Origin of the sequence: Flavobacterium rarum (SeqCode) (assembly GCF_965234445.1) — a bacterium.
Lineage (GTDB): Bacteria > Bacteroidota > Bacteroidia > Flavobacteriales > Flavobacteriaceae > Flavobacterium > Flavobacterium rarum.
Window position 1 is genome coordinate 30,834 of record NZ_OZ248503.1, and the last position, 15,260, is coordinate 46,093.

Genomic DNA, 15,260 nt, shown 5'->3' on the forward strand with positions numbered 1-15,260 from the left:
TTAATGGCGCAAATTTATCATTATTTTTTATCTAGAATATTTATTTTATGTTTAAATACGTTTTTAAACCATGAAAAACATCAATAATTAATTTTAACACGAATTAAGTTGCTATTTAATGTTATAATCCTTTTTAATCACCTAAAAGTAAAAAACTTGCTCAATAACTCATATCCATTATAAAAAAACTTATCAAAACATTTAGCTTCACAACTGATACCTATTTGCACATGTAAATCCACATGTTCTCTACTTACCTGAACTTGACCAATTGTACTGCTTTTCAAAAATCATGTTTTAACCAGCTTACTCTTGTCTAATTTTAGAAATATTCAAGTTCAAACTGAAAGAACAACAATTATAAACAAAAAAAGTTTACAAAAATACTTTGTAAACTTTTCTATATTAATTTATAAAACAACGTATTGTTGTAGGTATTAAAAACAGTAATTACGACATTTTTTTGCGGTAAAAAGGGACAACTTTTTTTTATATTTCCCGTCAAATGGGGTCTTTCAATAAGTTAATCGTTTTTAAATCGGGCAAAAAATTATTTATCCAAAACTTCAAAAGTAGAATTCATACTAATAAATTCTGGGACAATCACTTTCATTTTGGTAACAATATCATCGTTGTCAAAGAAATTGGCTATTCCAATTAATTCATTAATTTCTGTATGTAAATTTTCAAACTCATCCTGAATTTCTTCGGCAATCATAATTTTCTCATGATAGGTAGGTATTGTCTTTGCCGTATCATTCAATAATTCTTCGTATAATTTCTCCCCTGGTCGCAAACCTACAATTTCGATTTTAATATCTCTATCTGGAACAAATCCTGCCAATTTGATCATTTTTTTAGCCAAATCTAATATTTTAACGGGTTTACCCATGTCAAATATATAAATCTCACCTCCATTCCCCATTGCACCAGCTTCTAGAACCAGCTGACAAGCCTCTGGAATAGTCATGAAATAACGTATAATATCGGGATGGGTAATAGTAACAGGCCCTCCACTAGCAATTTGTTTAGTGAATAGTGGCACTACAGATCCATTTGATCCCAAAACATTCCCAAAACGAGTGGTAATAAATTTTGTAGTAGTCATGTTATTCTCTTTCAAATTTTTAATTTGCAATGACTGTACATATTTCTCTGCAATTCTTTTACTAGCGCCCATAACATTGCTCGGATTAACCGCTTTGTCTGTAGAAACCATAACAAATTTAATTACATTGTGTATACAAGACAAATCAGCTAAAATTTTGGTTCCTTCTACATTGGTTAAAATCGCTTGAGAAGGATTTTCTTCCATCAATGGAACATGTTTATAAGCCGCTGCATGATAGACTACTTGTGGCTTATAATATTTAAATACTCTGTTCATTGCTTCTTTATTTCGAACATCGGCAATGACATTGTGTATTTTTGCTTTTGAATGTATTTTTTCTAATTCAAGACTCAAATGATGCAAAGGTGTTTCGGCTTGGTCTAATATAATGACCCTTTTTGGATTAAAAGTCAAAACTTGACGCGCAATTTCACTACCAATAGATCCTGCAGCTCCAGATATCAATACCGTTTTGTCCTTGAGCTGTTTTGAAATGGATTTATTATCCAATACAATTGGTTTTCTTTCTAATAAATCTTCAATTTGAATATTCTTTACCTTTTGTGAAATCTCCTTTTGGTTTTCCCAGTCGGTAATCAAAGGCACGGTGTAAACTCTGTAATTAAATTCCAAACATTGATCCACAATTATTAATTGCTCCTCTTTACCCAAACTTTTATCGGCCATAATCACTGCTTCGGCACCTACAGAACGCATCAAAGAAGGCAGTTTTTTCTTCTGAACCAAAATGGGTAAATCCAACATTCTTTTGGATGCGTTTTGATTGTTACGATCCACAAATCCGACAATTTTAAAACGAGTTGGTGTTTCAAATTTTAAGGCATTGGCAACCGAAATGGCATTGGCATCTGTTCCGTAAATAATGGTTCTAATTAATTTGGTTGCACTTTTCTCAGCCAAATACATCTCAAAAGTTTGCTTGACTACTACACGGTACAAAAACAAACCACAAAAGGAAAGCACCACATTGATAAATAATGCTGTAGTTAAGAATACTCTCTCATCATACAATAACTCATAAGCAAAATTAAAAACCAAAAAAACGACCAATACCGACATCTGCGAAAACAAAAGCTTTACCGCATCAATATAGGATGAGTGTCGAATAATTCCTGAGTAGGTCCTAAACAACCAAAAAAAGAAAATATTAATTCCGAAAAAACAAGATATAAAAAACACGTCGTGTGTTGTATTGATGTATTTCAAACCTGTACCCCTAAAAATAAGTAAGGTAAAGAAAAAAGTAATAATCAGAACCGAAAAATCAATCATTACAATAATCCACCTTGGTAAGTAGCTTAGATTACGCATGCTCAATCTTAAATTAGCTCTCGAAAAAAATCCAGAATACAAGGAGTTTTCGTTCATGTTTTATAATTTATATTTTTCAAAAAAGGAGAAAGTCCTAATTACAAATTTACAATTATTATGGTTCCAAAATTAAATTTGATCCTTTGAATTTAAAGAACAGATTAAATACATTAATAAGGGCATCAATAACCTATTTATTAGCACAATATGTTTTTATTATTCAAAAAACAAACCGCTACTACTCTATATTAACAAGTGAATTGATTAAAATTTCCAAAGCAGAGCTTCTAATTTTTCAAAAACATTCTCTTACAAGTCCTCCAAAAAATTTTCAAATCGCTCAAAATACTCTGATTGTAGTAGTATTCTAAATTCAGCTTCACTTTATCCGGAAAAAGTTCGACATCATTATATTCAAGTGGAAAGTCTTGTTTCTCCAAAATCTCGTCTTCATTATAATATTTCAATGAAGCCATACTTGTTAATCCTGGTTTTAATTCCAATATCTTTCGTTCCTCGCCTTCCAGCACATCATAATACCCTTCTATATCTGGTCTTGGCCCTACAATACTCATTTCCCCTTTCAATACATTAATCAATTGAGGCAATTCGTCCAGTTTATAATTTCGAAGCATTTGGCCTATTCTTGAAATAGCAACATCATCGCCATTAGGATTGATTTGAAACGTTCGAAGTTTGTAGATTTTAAATATATTTCCAAATTGTCCAATGCGCTCTTGCTTAAAAACCCCATTGGTTTGGGTATCGACAATGGCTAGAAACCAAGATAGAAGCAGTAACCATGAAAATAAAAAAAGGATTAGTACTGAAAAAACTATGTCGAAAATTCGTTTTGGAGTTAGTTTCAAATGGAAAGGAATTTATATAGAAATTTGTTTCAATTTGGAAAGAGCAAAAAAGATCTTTTAATCCGTGAACTTGCGTGAGGGATAGAAATAAGCTACCAAAGTAGCATGTATAGCCCGACGGCGTTGAGAAAAGGGGCTGAATAAGCGGTACAATAAGCAAGCCCCTTTTGTCAACGGGGTAACGCCCAAATACTCTTTTTGAACCAATGCATTAAATGATTAGGCAAATAATTAGTCGTTTTTTGCCAAATTAACTTTCTGTACAACGCTGTTTCTAATCCAAACATAGACCAAAATCTGAAACAATAAAAAGGCAATCACTACAGGAATCGACAAACTTCCTTTGGAATCCAGATAAAGCAATAAAGCATTTATTAAAAGCTGTATAAAAGCATACACAAAAGAAACCAAAATATGAGAATACCCTAATTCATTGGCCAAATATTGGTACAAATGAGACCGATGAGGTTCCAAAATATTTTCTTTCTTTTTGAGTCTAGTAAAAATGGTAATTACAGCATCAATTCCATATACGGATAGAAAAAGGAGGTATCCAACTTGACCCGAAACCAAAATCGTTTTTATCATAAAATAACCCAAAAACAATGCCATGCTGATGCTTCCAACATCTCCGGCAAATGTTTTAGCTTTTTTGCGAACATTAAAAATCCCAAAAGCACAACAAGACAATCCCATAGTCCATAGTAACGGAAGGCTTTCTTGATTGATTTCCAAAAAAGAAAAACTAACGATAGCTACAAAGGCATACAACACTGTAATTCCATTGATGCCATCCATAAAATTGAACGCATTGACCCAACCGATCACTAAGACAAAAACAATCGGCAATAGCCAAAGTGCTTGTGAAAAGAGATTCAAATCATAAAAAACCAAGGCTATGGCAATGGCATGAGAAGCAAACCGAGGCAATTGCGACAAGGGTTTTATATCATCTATAAAACTAACCACCGCAACCAAAATCACCGCAACGGTTACCGACCAAGAAACATATCCCAGTAAAAAAGCTATCAAAATCGCAATTGGAAATATGATTCCTCCACCACGCAACGTAATGGACGTATGCGAAGAACGGTTATTGGGTTTGTCTATAATATTGTAATAATCGGCAATCTTGAAATAAATCAATTCAATCCCGATGAATAAAATTAGTAAGGCAATGTAGGTCATCATATAAGGTGTTCTCTATTTTCTATTCTTTATTCTTTATTCTTTATTCTTTATTCTTTATTCTTTATTCTTTATTCTCTGCTCTTAACTAACCCACAACCTAGAACTCATAACTGACAACAGAAAAAAGACTATATTTTATATTTCAAAAGCCCCAATAAATATTCGCCATATCCCGATTTTTTCAAAGGCTCTGCCAAATCTCTCAATTGTTGTTCGGTTATAAAACCTTGTCTCCAGGCAATTTCTTCAATACAGCCTACTTTTAATCCTTGACGTTCTTCCAAAACCTGAACAAATTGTCCCGCTTGCATCAAGCTATTAAAAGTTCCGGTATCCAACCAAGCGGTTCCTCTGCTTAAGATTCCTACTTTTAATTTACCTTTTTCCAAATACACTTTATTCACATCGGTAATTTCATATTCACCTCTGGCACTGGGTTGGATATTCTTGGCAATTTCTACCACTGAATTGTCATAAAAATACAATCCTGGCACAGCATAATTTGATTTAGGTTCCAGTGGTTTTTCTTCTATAGAAAGTGCTTTAAAGTCTTTATCAAACTCAACAACACCATATCGTTCCGGATCCGAAACATGGTAAGCAAATACAACGCCACCTTCTGGATTGGTGTTCGACTGCAATAATTCGTGCATATTGGCTCCAAAGAAAATATTATCACCCAAAACCAGCGCAACAGAATCCGAACCAATAAACTCCTCTCCAATCACAAAAGCCTGAGCCAACCCATTCGGAATCGCTTGCTCCGCATAACTAAATTGACAACCAATAGCAGATCCATCTCCCAATAATTTCTTGAAATTAGGCAAATCATGTGGGGTAGAAATAATTAATATTTCATGAATTCCCGCCATCATCAAAGTCGATAACGGATAATAAATCATCGGTTTGTCATAAACAGGCATCATTTGCTTACTCATGGCAAGCGTTAACGGATGCAATCGGGTACCAGATCCTCCGGCAAGTATTATTCCTTTCATAGTTATTCTAATTTTACGAATTTATCCGAATTTTTCAAATTAATTATTCTTTTATAATTCAATGATGGCATACCAAAATTAATTAGCATACCCAATTCCATATTGGTACATTTTAAATAATTTCTCAACTGCGCATAGAATGTATCTGGAATATGGACTACAGCTTTAATTTCTAAAATAATACCATCATAGCAAACAAAATCCGCTCTATAGTGCTTATTCAATTTCACATTTTCGTAATACAATTCCAATTTTAGCTGTCTTTTAAAAGGAATATTTTGGATTAAAAATTCTTTCTCCAATGCTTCCTCATAAACCGCCTCCAAGAATCCTGCTCCTAATGAACGATGCACTTTCATACAGGCACCAATAATTTTAAAACTTTCTTCCTTAAAAAGTATTTCATCCATTAGAAGAATTCGTTAAATTAGTTTTTAATTCGTATCAATTAGTTGCTCCATACACTTCACCAAACTCTCCCTATATCCCGGAACAACAACTCCAAATGTATTTTTTATTTTAGTTTTATCCAATAAAGAATATTGCGGTCGCTGAGCGGGTGTTGGATAAGCCGAAGAGGGAATTCCACTGACAGCACAATCAAAACCACCAATTTCCTGAATCGCCAAAGCAAATTCATACCAACTGATTTCTCCTTCGTTAGAGAAATTATAAATTCCGGCTTGCCAGTTATTATGCGTAATTATCGTCATTATGGCTTGAGCCAAATCGGCGGCGTAAGTTGGACTCCCAATTTGGTCATTTACCACATTCAAAGAGTCTCTTTCCCGCATCAATCGGGACATCGTTTTTACAAAATTGGCTCCAAAACTCGAGTAAACCCATGACGTTCTGATGATAATCGCAGAAGGATTTTCAAGTTGACAGGCTTTTTCTCCCGACAATTTAGTTTGTCCATATACGTTTATCGGACCTGTTAGAGCCGATTCTGTCAATGCAGTAGCCGCAGTACCATCAAAAACATAATCCGTTGAAATATGAATCAGCTTGCAATCATTACTCGCACTCCATTTTGCCAATACAGCAACGGCTTTATGATTCAAAACATCCGACAGTTCAAACTCCGTCTCGGCTCTATCCACAGCAGTATGAGCGGCACAATTGATAATATAATTTGGTTGAATTCTGGATAATTCAGAGACTAAATTTTCCAAATCACATAAATCCAACTCGTCTCTATCAGTAAAAACCCATTCGAAAAGACCATAGTTTTTGGACAAAACATTTAATTCCGAACCCAATTGCCCATTGGCACCGGTAACTAGTATTTTTTCCATTCTTTTTATTCTTAGTGGTCATTCCTATTTAGAACAACCTATATTTAATCCCTTTTTTTATTTAACTGAACCCGTTGGGTGAAATTATTTTTCACCACATAGAAACATAGAATTTATAGTTTTTAAAAGAAAAAAATAGACGTTTTACTATCCACATAGCTATTCTATGTGTGAAATAGTACTATTTCTATTTATTCTTTTGCCTATTTAGCATTAATCTATGATTCTATGTGGTTAAATTTTTATTTTATTTGAATTTCACCCAACGGGTTAACTGAATTAATTATTTAATTGTTTAGCTAAAAAAACCCACGAATCAAACTCGTAACCAATAACTCATAACCGACATCTACTGTCTCTAATACAAAAAACCAAACAACCACAATGGTATTTTGTTTTTAAAACCATATTCAATATCGTCGCCTGCGATGAAGGCATTTTCAAGACCTTCAATTTGTTTTCTGGATTTATCCTTTCCGCCAATTTCGAAAGAGTATAAATCATTTACAAAAAAATCAGTTTTTTCGTGATGTCTCAACTTATTTTTATATCCTAATTGATTTGCGAAAAATGTCTCTCTAGCATTACCAATATTAGTTTTTGACGAAGAAAGTGCAAACATTAAATTTGTGTTTTCTAAATAAATCTTAGCTGGTTTTTGCAATTTCACAGTCCCTTTAGCTTCTTTTTGCAAGTTAATAGTCAAACCAACTTCTTCCAAATAATGCAGATAAGTCATCAAAGTAGCTCTATTTATGCCAATTTTATCACTTAAATTACTCACATTAGGTATAAAAGGAACCGATTCAGAGATTATAGCCAACAATTGTTTGATTTTAGGAACAAAGCCCAAATCAACCCCTCGCAATAATGGCAACTCAATTTCAAGCATCATATTTATAACCTCTTCCAATCGTTGCTCATATAAATCAGGTTCCTCTTTGTAAAACGGATAATATCCGTACTTCAAATAATTTTCAAAATATTGAAATGGCTTAACCTTGCTGTTTATCAATGTCGCAATGTTTAAATGATTTTTTAAAACATCTTCCAATGCTACTTTATCAAACTTCTGCCCTGTTTGCATTTCGAGATACTCCCTAAAAGACAAACCTTGCATATAATAGACAATTGCTCTTCGACTCAAATCAGCACGAGCATTCAATATTTGCAACAACGAACAACCTGTAAACACCACTTTCAACTCAGGATGGTCGTCATAAATGTTTTTTAGTTCCTGAGCCCAATTTTCGTACTTATGCACTTCGTCTAAAAATAAGTACTTTCCGCCACCCCTCGCAAAATCATCTGCTAAACCAACTAATGTCCAATCATTAAAACCAAAAGAGTCTAAACTTACATACAACGACTCCTCCAATTTATCACTAAAATTAAGCTTCATATATTGTAGAAGCAACGTGGTTTTTCCAACCCCTCTAGCTCCCTTAATCCCAATTAAACGAGCATTCCAATTGATATCATCAATAAAACTCCTAACAAAATTAGTTTCGACTCTCAGTAACCTCTTGGTATATTTTCTAAATAAATCTTCCATAATGTATAATTCAATATACAAATATAGTTTTATTTTGCATAACACACTATACAAAAATAGATGTATTTTGTATAATACATTGTACAAAAATAAACATAAACTGTTCGTCCTATTAAACAAAACAGACCTTATTCTGTATAGTCTGGCAAACAAATTCTAGGAACTAACCCAAAAACCAATTAAAACTCACTATTACACCCCGCAAAATCAGGCAAAACCAAATCCTTTTCAGACACAATCGCATCCGATAAATCCATTCCCCAATCGATATTTAAGGTTTTATCATCAAAACGAATTCCTCCTTCACTGGCTTTGTTATAAAACTGATCGCATTTGTATAATACGACTGCTGTTTCACTCAATACCGAAAAGCCATGGGCAAACCCCTGAGGCACCAGCAATTGTTTTTTGTTTTCGGCGGTCAATTTGATTCCAAAATGTTTGCCATAAGTAGGTGAATCTTTTCTCAAATCGACCGCCACATCCATAATTTCCCCTTGCAGCACCCGAACCAATTTGGTTTGTGCAAAAGGGGGATTCTGATAATGCAAACCCCTCAAGGTTCCTCTTTGTGAAAAAGACTGATTGTCCTGCACAAAATCAATGTCGATTCCCAACCCACTAAATTTACTTTTGTTGTAGACCTCAAAAAAATAACCCCTTTCGTCTTCAAAAACGTCAGGAGTCAGTATAACTAAATCTTTAATAAAAGTTTGTTCGATGTTCATATTGTAATATTATATTTTGAAAAGAAGATTGTATAGAAAGATTGCAGATTTTAAAATAAAGAATATAGAGAATAGAATACAGAAAAGAATATTCACAGCACTAAAATTCAAAAAAACTTAAGTATTTAAATTCGTAACTTAGTGTTTAAACCTTTAAACAACCTTAAACTTTAAACTCACAACCGATAACCGATAACCGATAACTGATAACCGACACCCGCTAACAACCAACCAACCACATCCCACTATCAAACCGCACATCATCTTCCGAAGTTCTGTCAAGCTGTAAAGTCGAAAAAGAAATCAATTTAGACCCCGTTTCCAGCGATTCTATTGCATTAGCATAACCTTCTGGAATATGAAGAACGTTGCTTTCAGAGACACTGAGTGTCACGCTTTCAACTTTTAAATCTTTCGAAGGCGATTCCCAATTGTCTATTTTTACATAATGCACTCTTATCACACCTTGAATGCAATAAAAATATTTGTTGTCTATTTTATGTCCCTGCCAAGCTCGCAAAGGACTCTCGGCCGAATTACTAATGATATAAAACCGCTCAATAGTCTCAAATTTCATAGCATTCACAAAGGAAATCTCCCCTCTGTGATCCGTATGGATTCCTCCTTTTATTAATTGAGGGATTTTATTATTTTCTGACATACCTATTTTTTATTTAATAAAATGGATCATTCCACAATCTTGTCCTACTGAAAAAGGAAGCGTCCTCACAACGAACTCCGCTCCAATAATCAAATCAAGTAATTCAACATTTTGAATTGAAATACCTTCACTATCACCATAATCCAATCGCACACCGCTACTCAAACAACTTTAAACAGTGAAACCATTAAACCTTTTTAAACAGACAACCGAGAACTCAAAACTGATAACCCACAACAGCTAACAGATAACCCACAACCGAAAACCGAAAACTACAAATACCCATCCCCAAACGCTACCACCATCTTCCCAGCAACCGCTTTTATCTCCTGCTCATTTCCTTTCGGATAAATCAACAACACTTTACCATCATCGACCACGATAAAATCATCTAGTCCTTTAATTACGGCGGCTTTCCCTTTGGGCAAATGAATAATACAATTGTTAGTATCTTCCAGATGAAAATGATCCACACTCAAAGAATTATTCTCATCGTCTTTCTCAGCTACTTCATGCAACGAAGCCCAAGTGCCTAAATCCGACCAACCAATGTCAGCGGGAATGGTATAAACATTATCCGCTTTTTCCAATATGGCATAATCAATAGAAATATTCGGACTTTTAGGATAATTTTCGTTTATAAAATCTGCCTCAGCACTAGTGTTATAAACTTTATTCCCTTTTGCAAATAAGACATCTATTTCGGGGGCATATTTCTGAAAAGCATTTTGAATACTTTGAGCACTCCAGATAAAAATCCCAGCATTCCATAAATAATCACCACTGGACAAATATTCTTGTGCTTTTTCCAAAATAGGTTTTTCTAAAAAACAGGCAACCTTATGAACACCATCAATCCCTTCTTTTTTAAAATTGATATACCCGTAACCGGTATCCGGTCGTGTAGGGCTAATCCCCAGAGTAACCAACGCATCGTTTGTAGCAGTATAAGCCAAAGCTTGCGTAATTTTATCTAAAAATTCCGTTTCCTTCAAAATCAAATGATCCGAGGGTGCCACCACTATATTGGCATCTGGATTCTGTTTCAATATTTTATAGGAAGCATAAGCAATACAGGGAGCTGTATTATTCCTACTTGGTTCCAGTAAAACATTGTTTATGGCTATACCGCTCAGTTGTTCCTGTATCAGTCCCAAATACTGTTGATTACTCAATATATAAATATTTTCTTTTGGACAAATTTTCTCAAATCGCTCGTAAGTAAGCTGCAACAATGATTTCCCAATTCCCAATATGTCTATAAATTGTTTCGGGAAATGGTTACGGCTTTTTGGCCAAAACCGACTCCCTACACCACCAGCCATAATTAAGACATAGTTGTTACTTTTATTTTCTATCATTGTTATTCCTCTATGGATTTGTTTATTAAAGTCATTTTTTTTCATTCTAAAAAAGCAATAAAGAATGACATTACAGTCTCCCTTGACCGCCCTGAATTTTTATCGAAAGGTCAGTTCGAGTAGAATTCTACACTCCCGTCAGTTCAAGTGATTTCTGTACTATCGTCAGTTCGAGTAGAATTAAAATGCGATAGCTTTTTAATTCATATCGAGAACCCTTCTCTCGAAGCGTCGTTATTTATCAAATTTTTTCTTTGCCAAATTCACCAACGCCTCAAAATCACCATTTATCAGCGCTTCTTTTTTGGCTCGTGACCATTTCTTAATTTGCTTTTCCTTGTCAATTGCCATATTAATATCTGTAAACTCACAATAAAAAACCAACTCTAATGGTCGTCGGCTAGAGGTATAACTCTCTGGATAAAATCCAGTGGTGTGCTTAAACATCCTACTTTCTAAATTACTTGTAACTCCAACATAATAAGTATCGTCAGAACATTTTAGTATATAGACATAGGAAATCTTCATGTTTTCAAAATTAATTACAAAAATAGTCAGTTCAAGTGATTTCTATACTATCGTCAGTTCGAGTAAAATTAAAATGCCATAGTTTTTAATTTATATCGAGAACCAATAGCTTTTTAATTCATATCGAGAACCCTTCTCGATACATTTTTTAGCCTACAAACTTTCGTAAAACCATACCCTTTTTTTTTAGGCTAAAAAACACTCGAAGAGACGTCAGTTGAGTTTCAGAAAAGCTTGTCTAGTATACCTCCTGAGTTTTTATCAAAGGTTCGAGCCTGTCTCGAGTTTTTATCGAGAGATCAGTTCAAGTGATTTCTATACTATCGTCAGTTCGAGTAAAATTAAAATGCCATAGCTTTTTAATTTATATCGAGAACCGATAGCTTTTTAATTCATATCGAGAACCCTTCTCGATACATTTTTTAGCCTACAAACTTTCGTAAAACCATACCCTTTTTTTTTAGGCTAAAAAACACTCGAAGAGACGTCAGTTGAGTTTCAAAAAAGCTTGTCTAGTATACCTCCTGAGTTTTTATCAAAGGTTCGAGCCTGTCTCGAGTTTTTATCGAGAGATCAGTTCAAGTGATTTCTATACTATCGTCAGTTCGAGTAAAATTAAAATGCCATAGCTTTTTAATTTATATCGAGAACCGATAGCTTTTTAATTCATATCGAGAACCCTTCTCGATACATTTTTTAGCCTACAAACTTTCGTAAAACCATACCCTTTTTTTTTAGGCTAAAAAACACTCGAAGAGACGTCAGTTGAGTTTCAAAAAAGCTTGTCTATTATACCTCCTGAGTTTTTATAAAAGGTTCGAGCCTGTCTCGAGTTTTTATCGAGAGATCAGTTCAAGTGATTTCTATACTATCGTCAGTTCGAGTAAAATTAAAATGCCATAGCTTTTTAATTTATATCGAGAACCGATAGCTTTTTAATTCATATCGAGAACCCTTCTCGATACATTTTTTAGCCTACAAACTTTCGTAAAACCATACCCTTTTTTTTTAGGCTAAAAAACACTCGAAGAGACGTCAGTTGAGTTTCAGAAAAGCTTGTCTATTATACCTCCTGAGTTTTTATAAAAGGTTCGAGCCTGTCTCGAGTTTTTATCGAGAGATCAGTTCAAGTGATTTCTATACTATCGTCAGTTCGAGTAGAATTAAAATGCGATAGCTTTTTAATTCATATCGAGAACCCTTCTCGATACATTTTTTAGCAAACAAACTTTCGTAAAACCATACCCTTTTTTTTTAGGCTAAAAAATACTCGAAGAGACGTCAGTTGAGTTTCAGAAAAGCTTGTCTAGTATACCTCCTGAGTTTTTATCAAAGGTTCGAGCCTGTCTCGAGTTTTTATCGAGAGATCAGTTCGAGTGATTTTTAAAGCACGCCAAATGTTTTTATTATAAAAAAAAGTATCTGCTTTAAAAATTATATCGAGAACCAAAAACCGAAAACTACTCCCACTCACTATCCTTTATTTCCTCATAAACCTTCTGAATCCCTTCTTCCAAAGTAATTTTAGCCTTCCAGCCCAAACCATTCAGTTTGGAAACATCCATCAACTTTCGTGGTGTTCCATCAGGCTTAGTGGTATCCGTTAGAATATCTCCTTCAAATCCAACTATTTTTTTTACCAAATGGGCCAAATCCAAAATTGAAATATCATCTCCAATTCCAATATTGACCAATCCTGCATCATTGTGATTTTCCATTAAAAACAAACAAGCGTCAGCTAAATCATTAGCATGCAAAAACTCTCGTTTCGGGCTACCCGTTCCCCAAATGATTACGGATGCATCACCATTGCGTTTCGCTGTGATAAACTTGCGCAACATCGCTGGCAAGACATGAGAATTATTCAAATCATAATTGTCATTGGGTCCGTATAAATTCGTTGGCATTACGGAGATAAAATTACAACCGTATTGATCTCTATATCCATCACACATTTTGATACCTGCAATTTTGGCAATTGCATACGGCTCATTGGTAGGTTCCAAAAGACCTGTCAATAAGTAGTCTTCTTTCAGTGGCTGAGGAGCCAACTTTGGGTAAATACAAGACGACCCCAAGAACATCAGCTTCTTTACTTGATTGACATAAGCCTGATGAATCACATTGTTCTGAATCATCAAATTCTCATATATAAAGTCCCCTCTAAAAGTATTATTGGCTATAATCCCTCCTACTTTGGCAGCAGCCAAAAAAACATAATCCGGTTTTTCTGCTGCAAAAAAATCAGAAACCGCTTGTTGATTACGCAAATCCAATTCCCCCGAAGTACGCAGCAAAAAATTACTGTATCCCTGGGCTTGCAATGCTCTCAAAATAGCAGAACCCACCATACCACGGTGACCTGCAATGTATATTTTATCTTGTTTGTTCATATCCTTTTTATACTACAGAACCTTTGTCAAAGTTTATCCCGATAATTATCGGGATTGACAAAGGTTATTACTATTTTCTAATTCAATAAAAATTACTCAAACCAATTCTTAACACTTATACCCTGCTTCTCTCAACATTCGCTCTTTCTGAACTCTCGCCACATCACAAGCCATCATTTCTTTCACTAATCCCGCCAAATCATACTTAGGTACCCAACCTAGTTTTGTTTTGGACTTAGTAGGATCTCCTATTAACAAGTCTACCTCTGTAGGACGGAAATATTGAGGATCAACAGCAATCACTTGTTTCCCAATTTCAATAGCATACCCTGGATTTGTACAAGCCTTTACAAAGCCTTTCTCGTCAACTCCTTCACCTCTAAATTCTATTTCGATACCGACTTCGGCAAATGCCATTCTTACAAAATCACGCACATAGGTAGTTTCACCCATAGCAATTACGTAATCCTCAGGAACATCTTGTTGCAAAATACGCCACATAGCTTCCACATAATCTTTGGCATGTCCCCAATCGCGTTGCGCATCCAGATTCCCCAAATACAAACACTCTTGTTGTCCTAGAGCTATTGCTGCTGTGGCCATAGTAATTTTTCGAGTAACAAAAGTTTCTCCTCTACGTGGTGATTCGTGATTAAAAAGAATTCCATTAGTAGCAAACATACCATAAGCTTCTCTGTAGTTTTTGGTAATCCAAAAACCATAAATCTTAGCGGCTCCATAAGGAGAACGCGGATAAAAAGGAGAATGCTCATCATACAGCCCTTTTTCATTTTTATTTTCTGCTAACCCACCATACAATTCGGATGTGGAGGCTTGATAGATACGGGTTTTCTTTTCCAGACCTAGAATACGAACCGCTTCCAAGATACGTAAGGTTCCAATTCCATCTACATTAGCCACATATTCTGGTGAATCAAAAGACACTTTAACATGACTCATAGCTCCCAAGTTATAGATTTCATCAGGCTGTACTTCTTGAATAATTCTAATTATATTGGTAGAATCCGTCAAATCACCATAATGCAACTTAAAGTTCACATGGGTTTCATGCTGGTCTTGATAGATATGATCAATACGCTGGGTATTAAAAGAAGAGGCCCTTCTTTTCACTCCATGAACCACATAACCTTTTTCTAATAATAACTCAGCCAAGTACGATCCGTCTTGTCCAGTAATCCCTGTTACAAGTGCTATTTTCATTTTTTTATTTTTTT

14 protein-coding genes are annotated in these 15,260 nt (G+C 34.6%); all 14 read right to left on the minus strand.

Going from position 1 to position 15,260, the window contains the following annotated elements; translation table 11 throughout:
* Window positions 1-550: 550 nt before the first annotated feature.
* The 14 genes from AC8GF4_RS13885 to gmd all read right to left on the minus strand — a co-directional run bounded on the left by AC8GF4_RS13885 (window position 551) and on the right by gmd (window position 15,246).
* Window positions 551-2,500, minus strand: coding sequence for a polysaccharide biosynthesis protein (locus tag AC8GF4_RS13885; RefSeq protein ID WP_506595505.1), 1,950 nt, complete (start codon window positions 2,498-2,500; stop codon window positions 551-553).
* Between the two features lie 230 nt (window positions 2,501-2,730).
* Window positions 2,731-3,312 (minus strand): sugar transferase, encoded by a 582-nt coding sequence (locus AC8GF4_RS13890; protein ID WP_506595507.1) that lies wholly within the window; start codon window positions 3,310-3,312, stop codon window positions 2,731-2,733.
* Between the two features lie 231 nt (window positions 3,313-3,543).
* Window positions 3,544-4,503, minus strand: coding sequence for an MraY family glycosyltransferase (locus AC8GF4_RS13895; RefSeq protein WP_506595509.1), 960 nt, complete (start codon window positions 4,501-4,503; stop codon window positions 3,544-3,546).
* A gap of 128 nt (window positions 4,504-4,631) precedes the next feature.
* Window positions 4,632-5,501, minus strand: coding sequence for a glucose-1-phosphate thymidylyltransferase RfbA (rfbA, locus tag AC8GF4_RS13900; protein WP_506595510.1), 870 nt, complete (start codon window positions 5,499-5,501; stop codon window positions 4,632-4,634).
* A 2-nt stretch (window positions 5,502-5,503) separates the two neighbouring features.
* Window positions 5,504-5,911: a GxxExxY protein gene (locus AC8GF4_RS13905; protein WP_506595512.1), complete on the minus strand. Its 408-nt coding sequence runs from the start codon at window positions 5,909-5,911 to the stop codon at window positions 5,504-5,506.
* 24 nt (window positions 5,912-5,935) lie between these two features.
* A complete protein-coding gene (rfbD, locus tag AC8GF4_RS13910; RefSeq protein WP_506595513.1) occupies window positions 5,936-6,799 on the minus strand; it encodes a dTDP-4-dehydrorhamnose reductase in 864 nt (287 codons plus the stop codon).
* Window positions 6,800-7,157: 358 nt separating this feature from the next.
* Window positions 7,158-8,354, minus strand: coding sequence for an ATP-binding protein (locus AC8GF4_RS13915; protein ID WP_506595515.1), 1,197 nt, complete (start codon window positions 8,352-8,354; stop codon window positions 7,158-7,160).
* A gap of 179 nt (window positions 8,355-8,533) precedes the next feature.
* On the minus strand, window positions 8,534-9,082 hold the full coding sequence (rfbC, locus tag AC8GF4_RS13920) for a dTDP-4-dehydrorhamnose 3,5-epimerase (protein ID WP_506595517.1): 549 nt from the start codon (window positions 9,080-9,082) through the stop codon (window positions 8,534-8,536).
* A gap of 220 nt (window positions 9,083-9,302) precedes the next feature.
* Window positions 9,303-9,743, minus strand: a complete 441-nt coding sequence (locus AC8GF4_RS13925) for a cupin domain-containing protein (RefSeq protein WP_506595519.1) — start codon at window positions 9,741-9,743, stop codon at window positions 9,303-9,305.
* A gap of 9 nt (window positions 9,744-9,752) precedes the next feature.
* A complete protein-coding gene (locus AC8GF4_RS13930) occupies window positions 9,753-9,908 on the minus strand; it encodes a hypothetical protein (protein WP_506595521.1) in 156 nt (51 codons plus the stop codon).
* Window positions 9,909-10,015: 107 nt separating this feature from the next.
* Window positions 10,016-11,104 carry a mannose-1-phosphate guanylyltransferase gene (locus tag AC8GF4_RS13935; RefSeq protein ID WP_506595523.1) on the minus strand — a complete coding sequence of 363 codons (1,089 nt, stop codon included), beginning with the start codon at window positions 11,102-11,104 and terminating at the stop codon, window positions 10,016-10,018.
* Window positions 11,105-11,338: 234 nt separating this feature from the next.
* Window positions 11,339-11,632 carry a GIY-YIG nuclease family protein gene (locus AC8GF4_RS13940; RefSeq protein ID WP_506595524.1) on the minus strand — a complete coding sequence of 98 codons (294 nt, stop codon included), beginning with the start codon at window positions 11,630-11,632 and terminating at the stop codon, window positions 11,339-11,341.
* 1,460 nt (window positions 11,633-13,092) lie between these two features.
* Entirely contained in the window at window positions 13,093-14,025 is a 933-nt protein-coding gene (locus tag AC8GF4_RS13945; RefSeq protein WP_506595526.1) for a GDP-L-fucose synthase family protein, read from the minus strand.
* A 108-nt stretch (window positions 14,026-14,133) separates the two neighbouring features.
* Window positions 14,134-15,246, minus strand: coding sequence for a GDP-mannose 4,6-dehydratase (gmd, locus tag AC8GF4_RS13950; RefSeq protein WP_506595527.1), 1,113 nt, complete (start codon window positions 15,244-15,246; stop codon window positions 14,134-14,136).
* Window positions 15,247-15,260: the final 14 nt, after the last annotated feature.

Excerpts from the sequence above, each read along its gene's own strand:
- rfbA (WP_506595510.1), bottom strand. The coding sequence starts at position 5,501 with ATGAAAGGAATAATACTTGCCGGAGGATCTGGTACCCGATTGCATCCG.
- gmd (WP_506595527.1), bottom strand. The coding sequence starts at position 15,246 with ATGAAAATAGCACTTGTAACAGGGATTACTGGACAAGACGGATCGTAC.
- AC8GF4_RS13895 (WP_506595509.1), bottom strand. The coding sequence starts at position 4,503 with ATGATGACCTACATTGCCTTACTAATTTTATTCATCGGGATTGAATTG.
- AC8GF4_RS13905 (WP_506595512.1), bottom strand. The coding sequence starts at position 5,911 with ATGGATGAAATACTTTTTAAGGAAGAAAGTTTTAAAATTATTGGTGCC.
- AC8GF4_RS13925 (WP_506595519.1), bottom strand. The coding sequence starts at position 9,743 with ATGTCAGAAAATAATAAAATCCCTCAATTAATAAAAGGAGGAATCCAT.
- AC8GF4_RS13915 (WP_506595515.1), bottom strand. The coding sequence starts at position 8,354 with ATGGAAGATTTATTTAGAAAATATACCAAGAGGTTACTGAGAGTCGAA.
- AC8GF4_RS13945 (WP_506595526.1), bottom strand. The coding sequence starts at position 14,025 with ATGAACAAACAAGATAAAATATACATTGCAGGTCACCGTGGTATGGTG.
- AC8GF4_RS13940 (WP_506595524.1), bottom strand. The coding sequence starts at position 11,632 with ATGAAGATTTCCTATGTCTATATACTAAAATGTTCTGACGATACTTAT.
- AC8GF4_RS13885 (WP_506595505.1), bottom strand. The coding sequence starts at position 2,500 with ATGAACGAAAACTCCTTGTATTCTGGATTTTTTTCGAGAGCTAATTTA.
- AC8GF4_RS13935 (WP_506595523.1), bottom strand. The coding sequence starts at position 11,104 with ATGATAGAAAATAAAAGTAACAACTATGTCTTAATTATGGCTGGTGGT.
- rfbC (WP_506595517.1), bottom strand. The coding sequence starts at position 9,082 with ATGAACATCGAACAAACTTTTATTAAAGATTTAGTTATACTGACTCCT.
- rfbD (WP_506595513.1), bottom strand. The coding sequence starts at position 6,799 with ATGGAAAAAATACTAGTTACCGGTGCCAATGGGCAATTGGGTTCGGAA.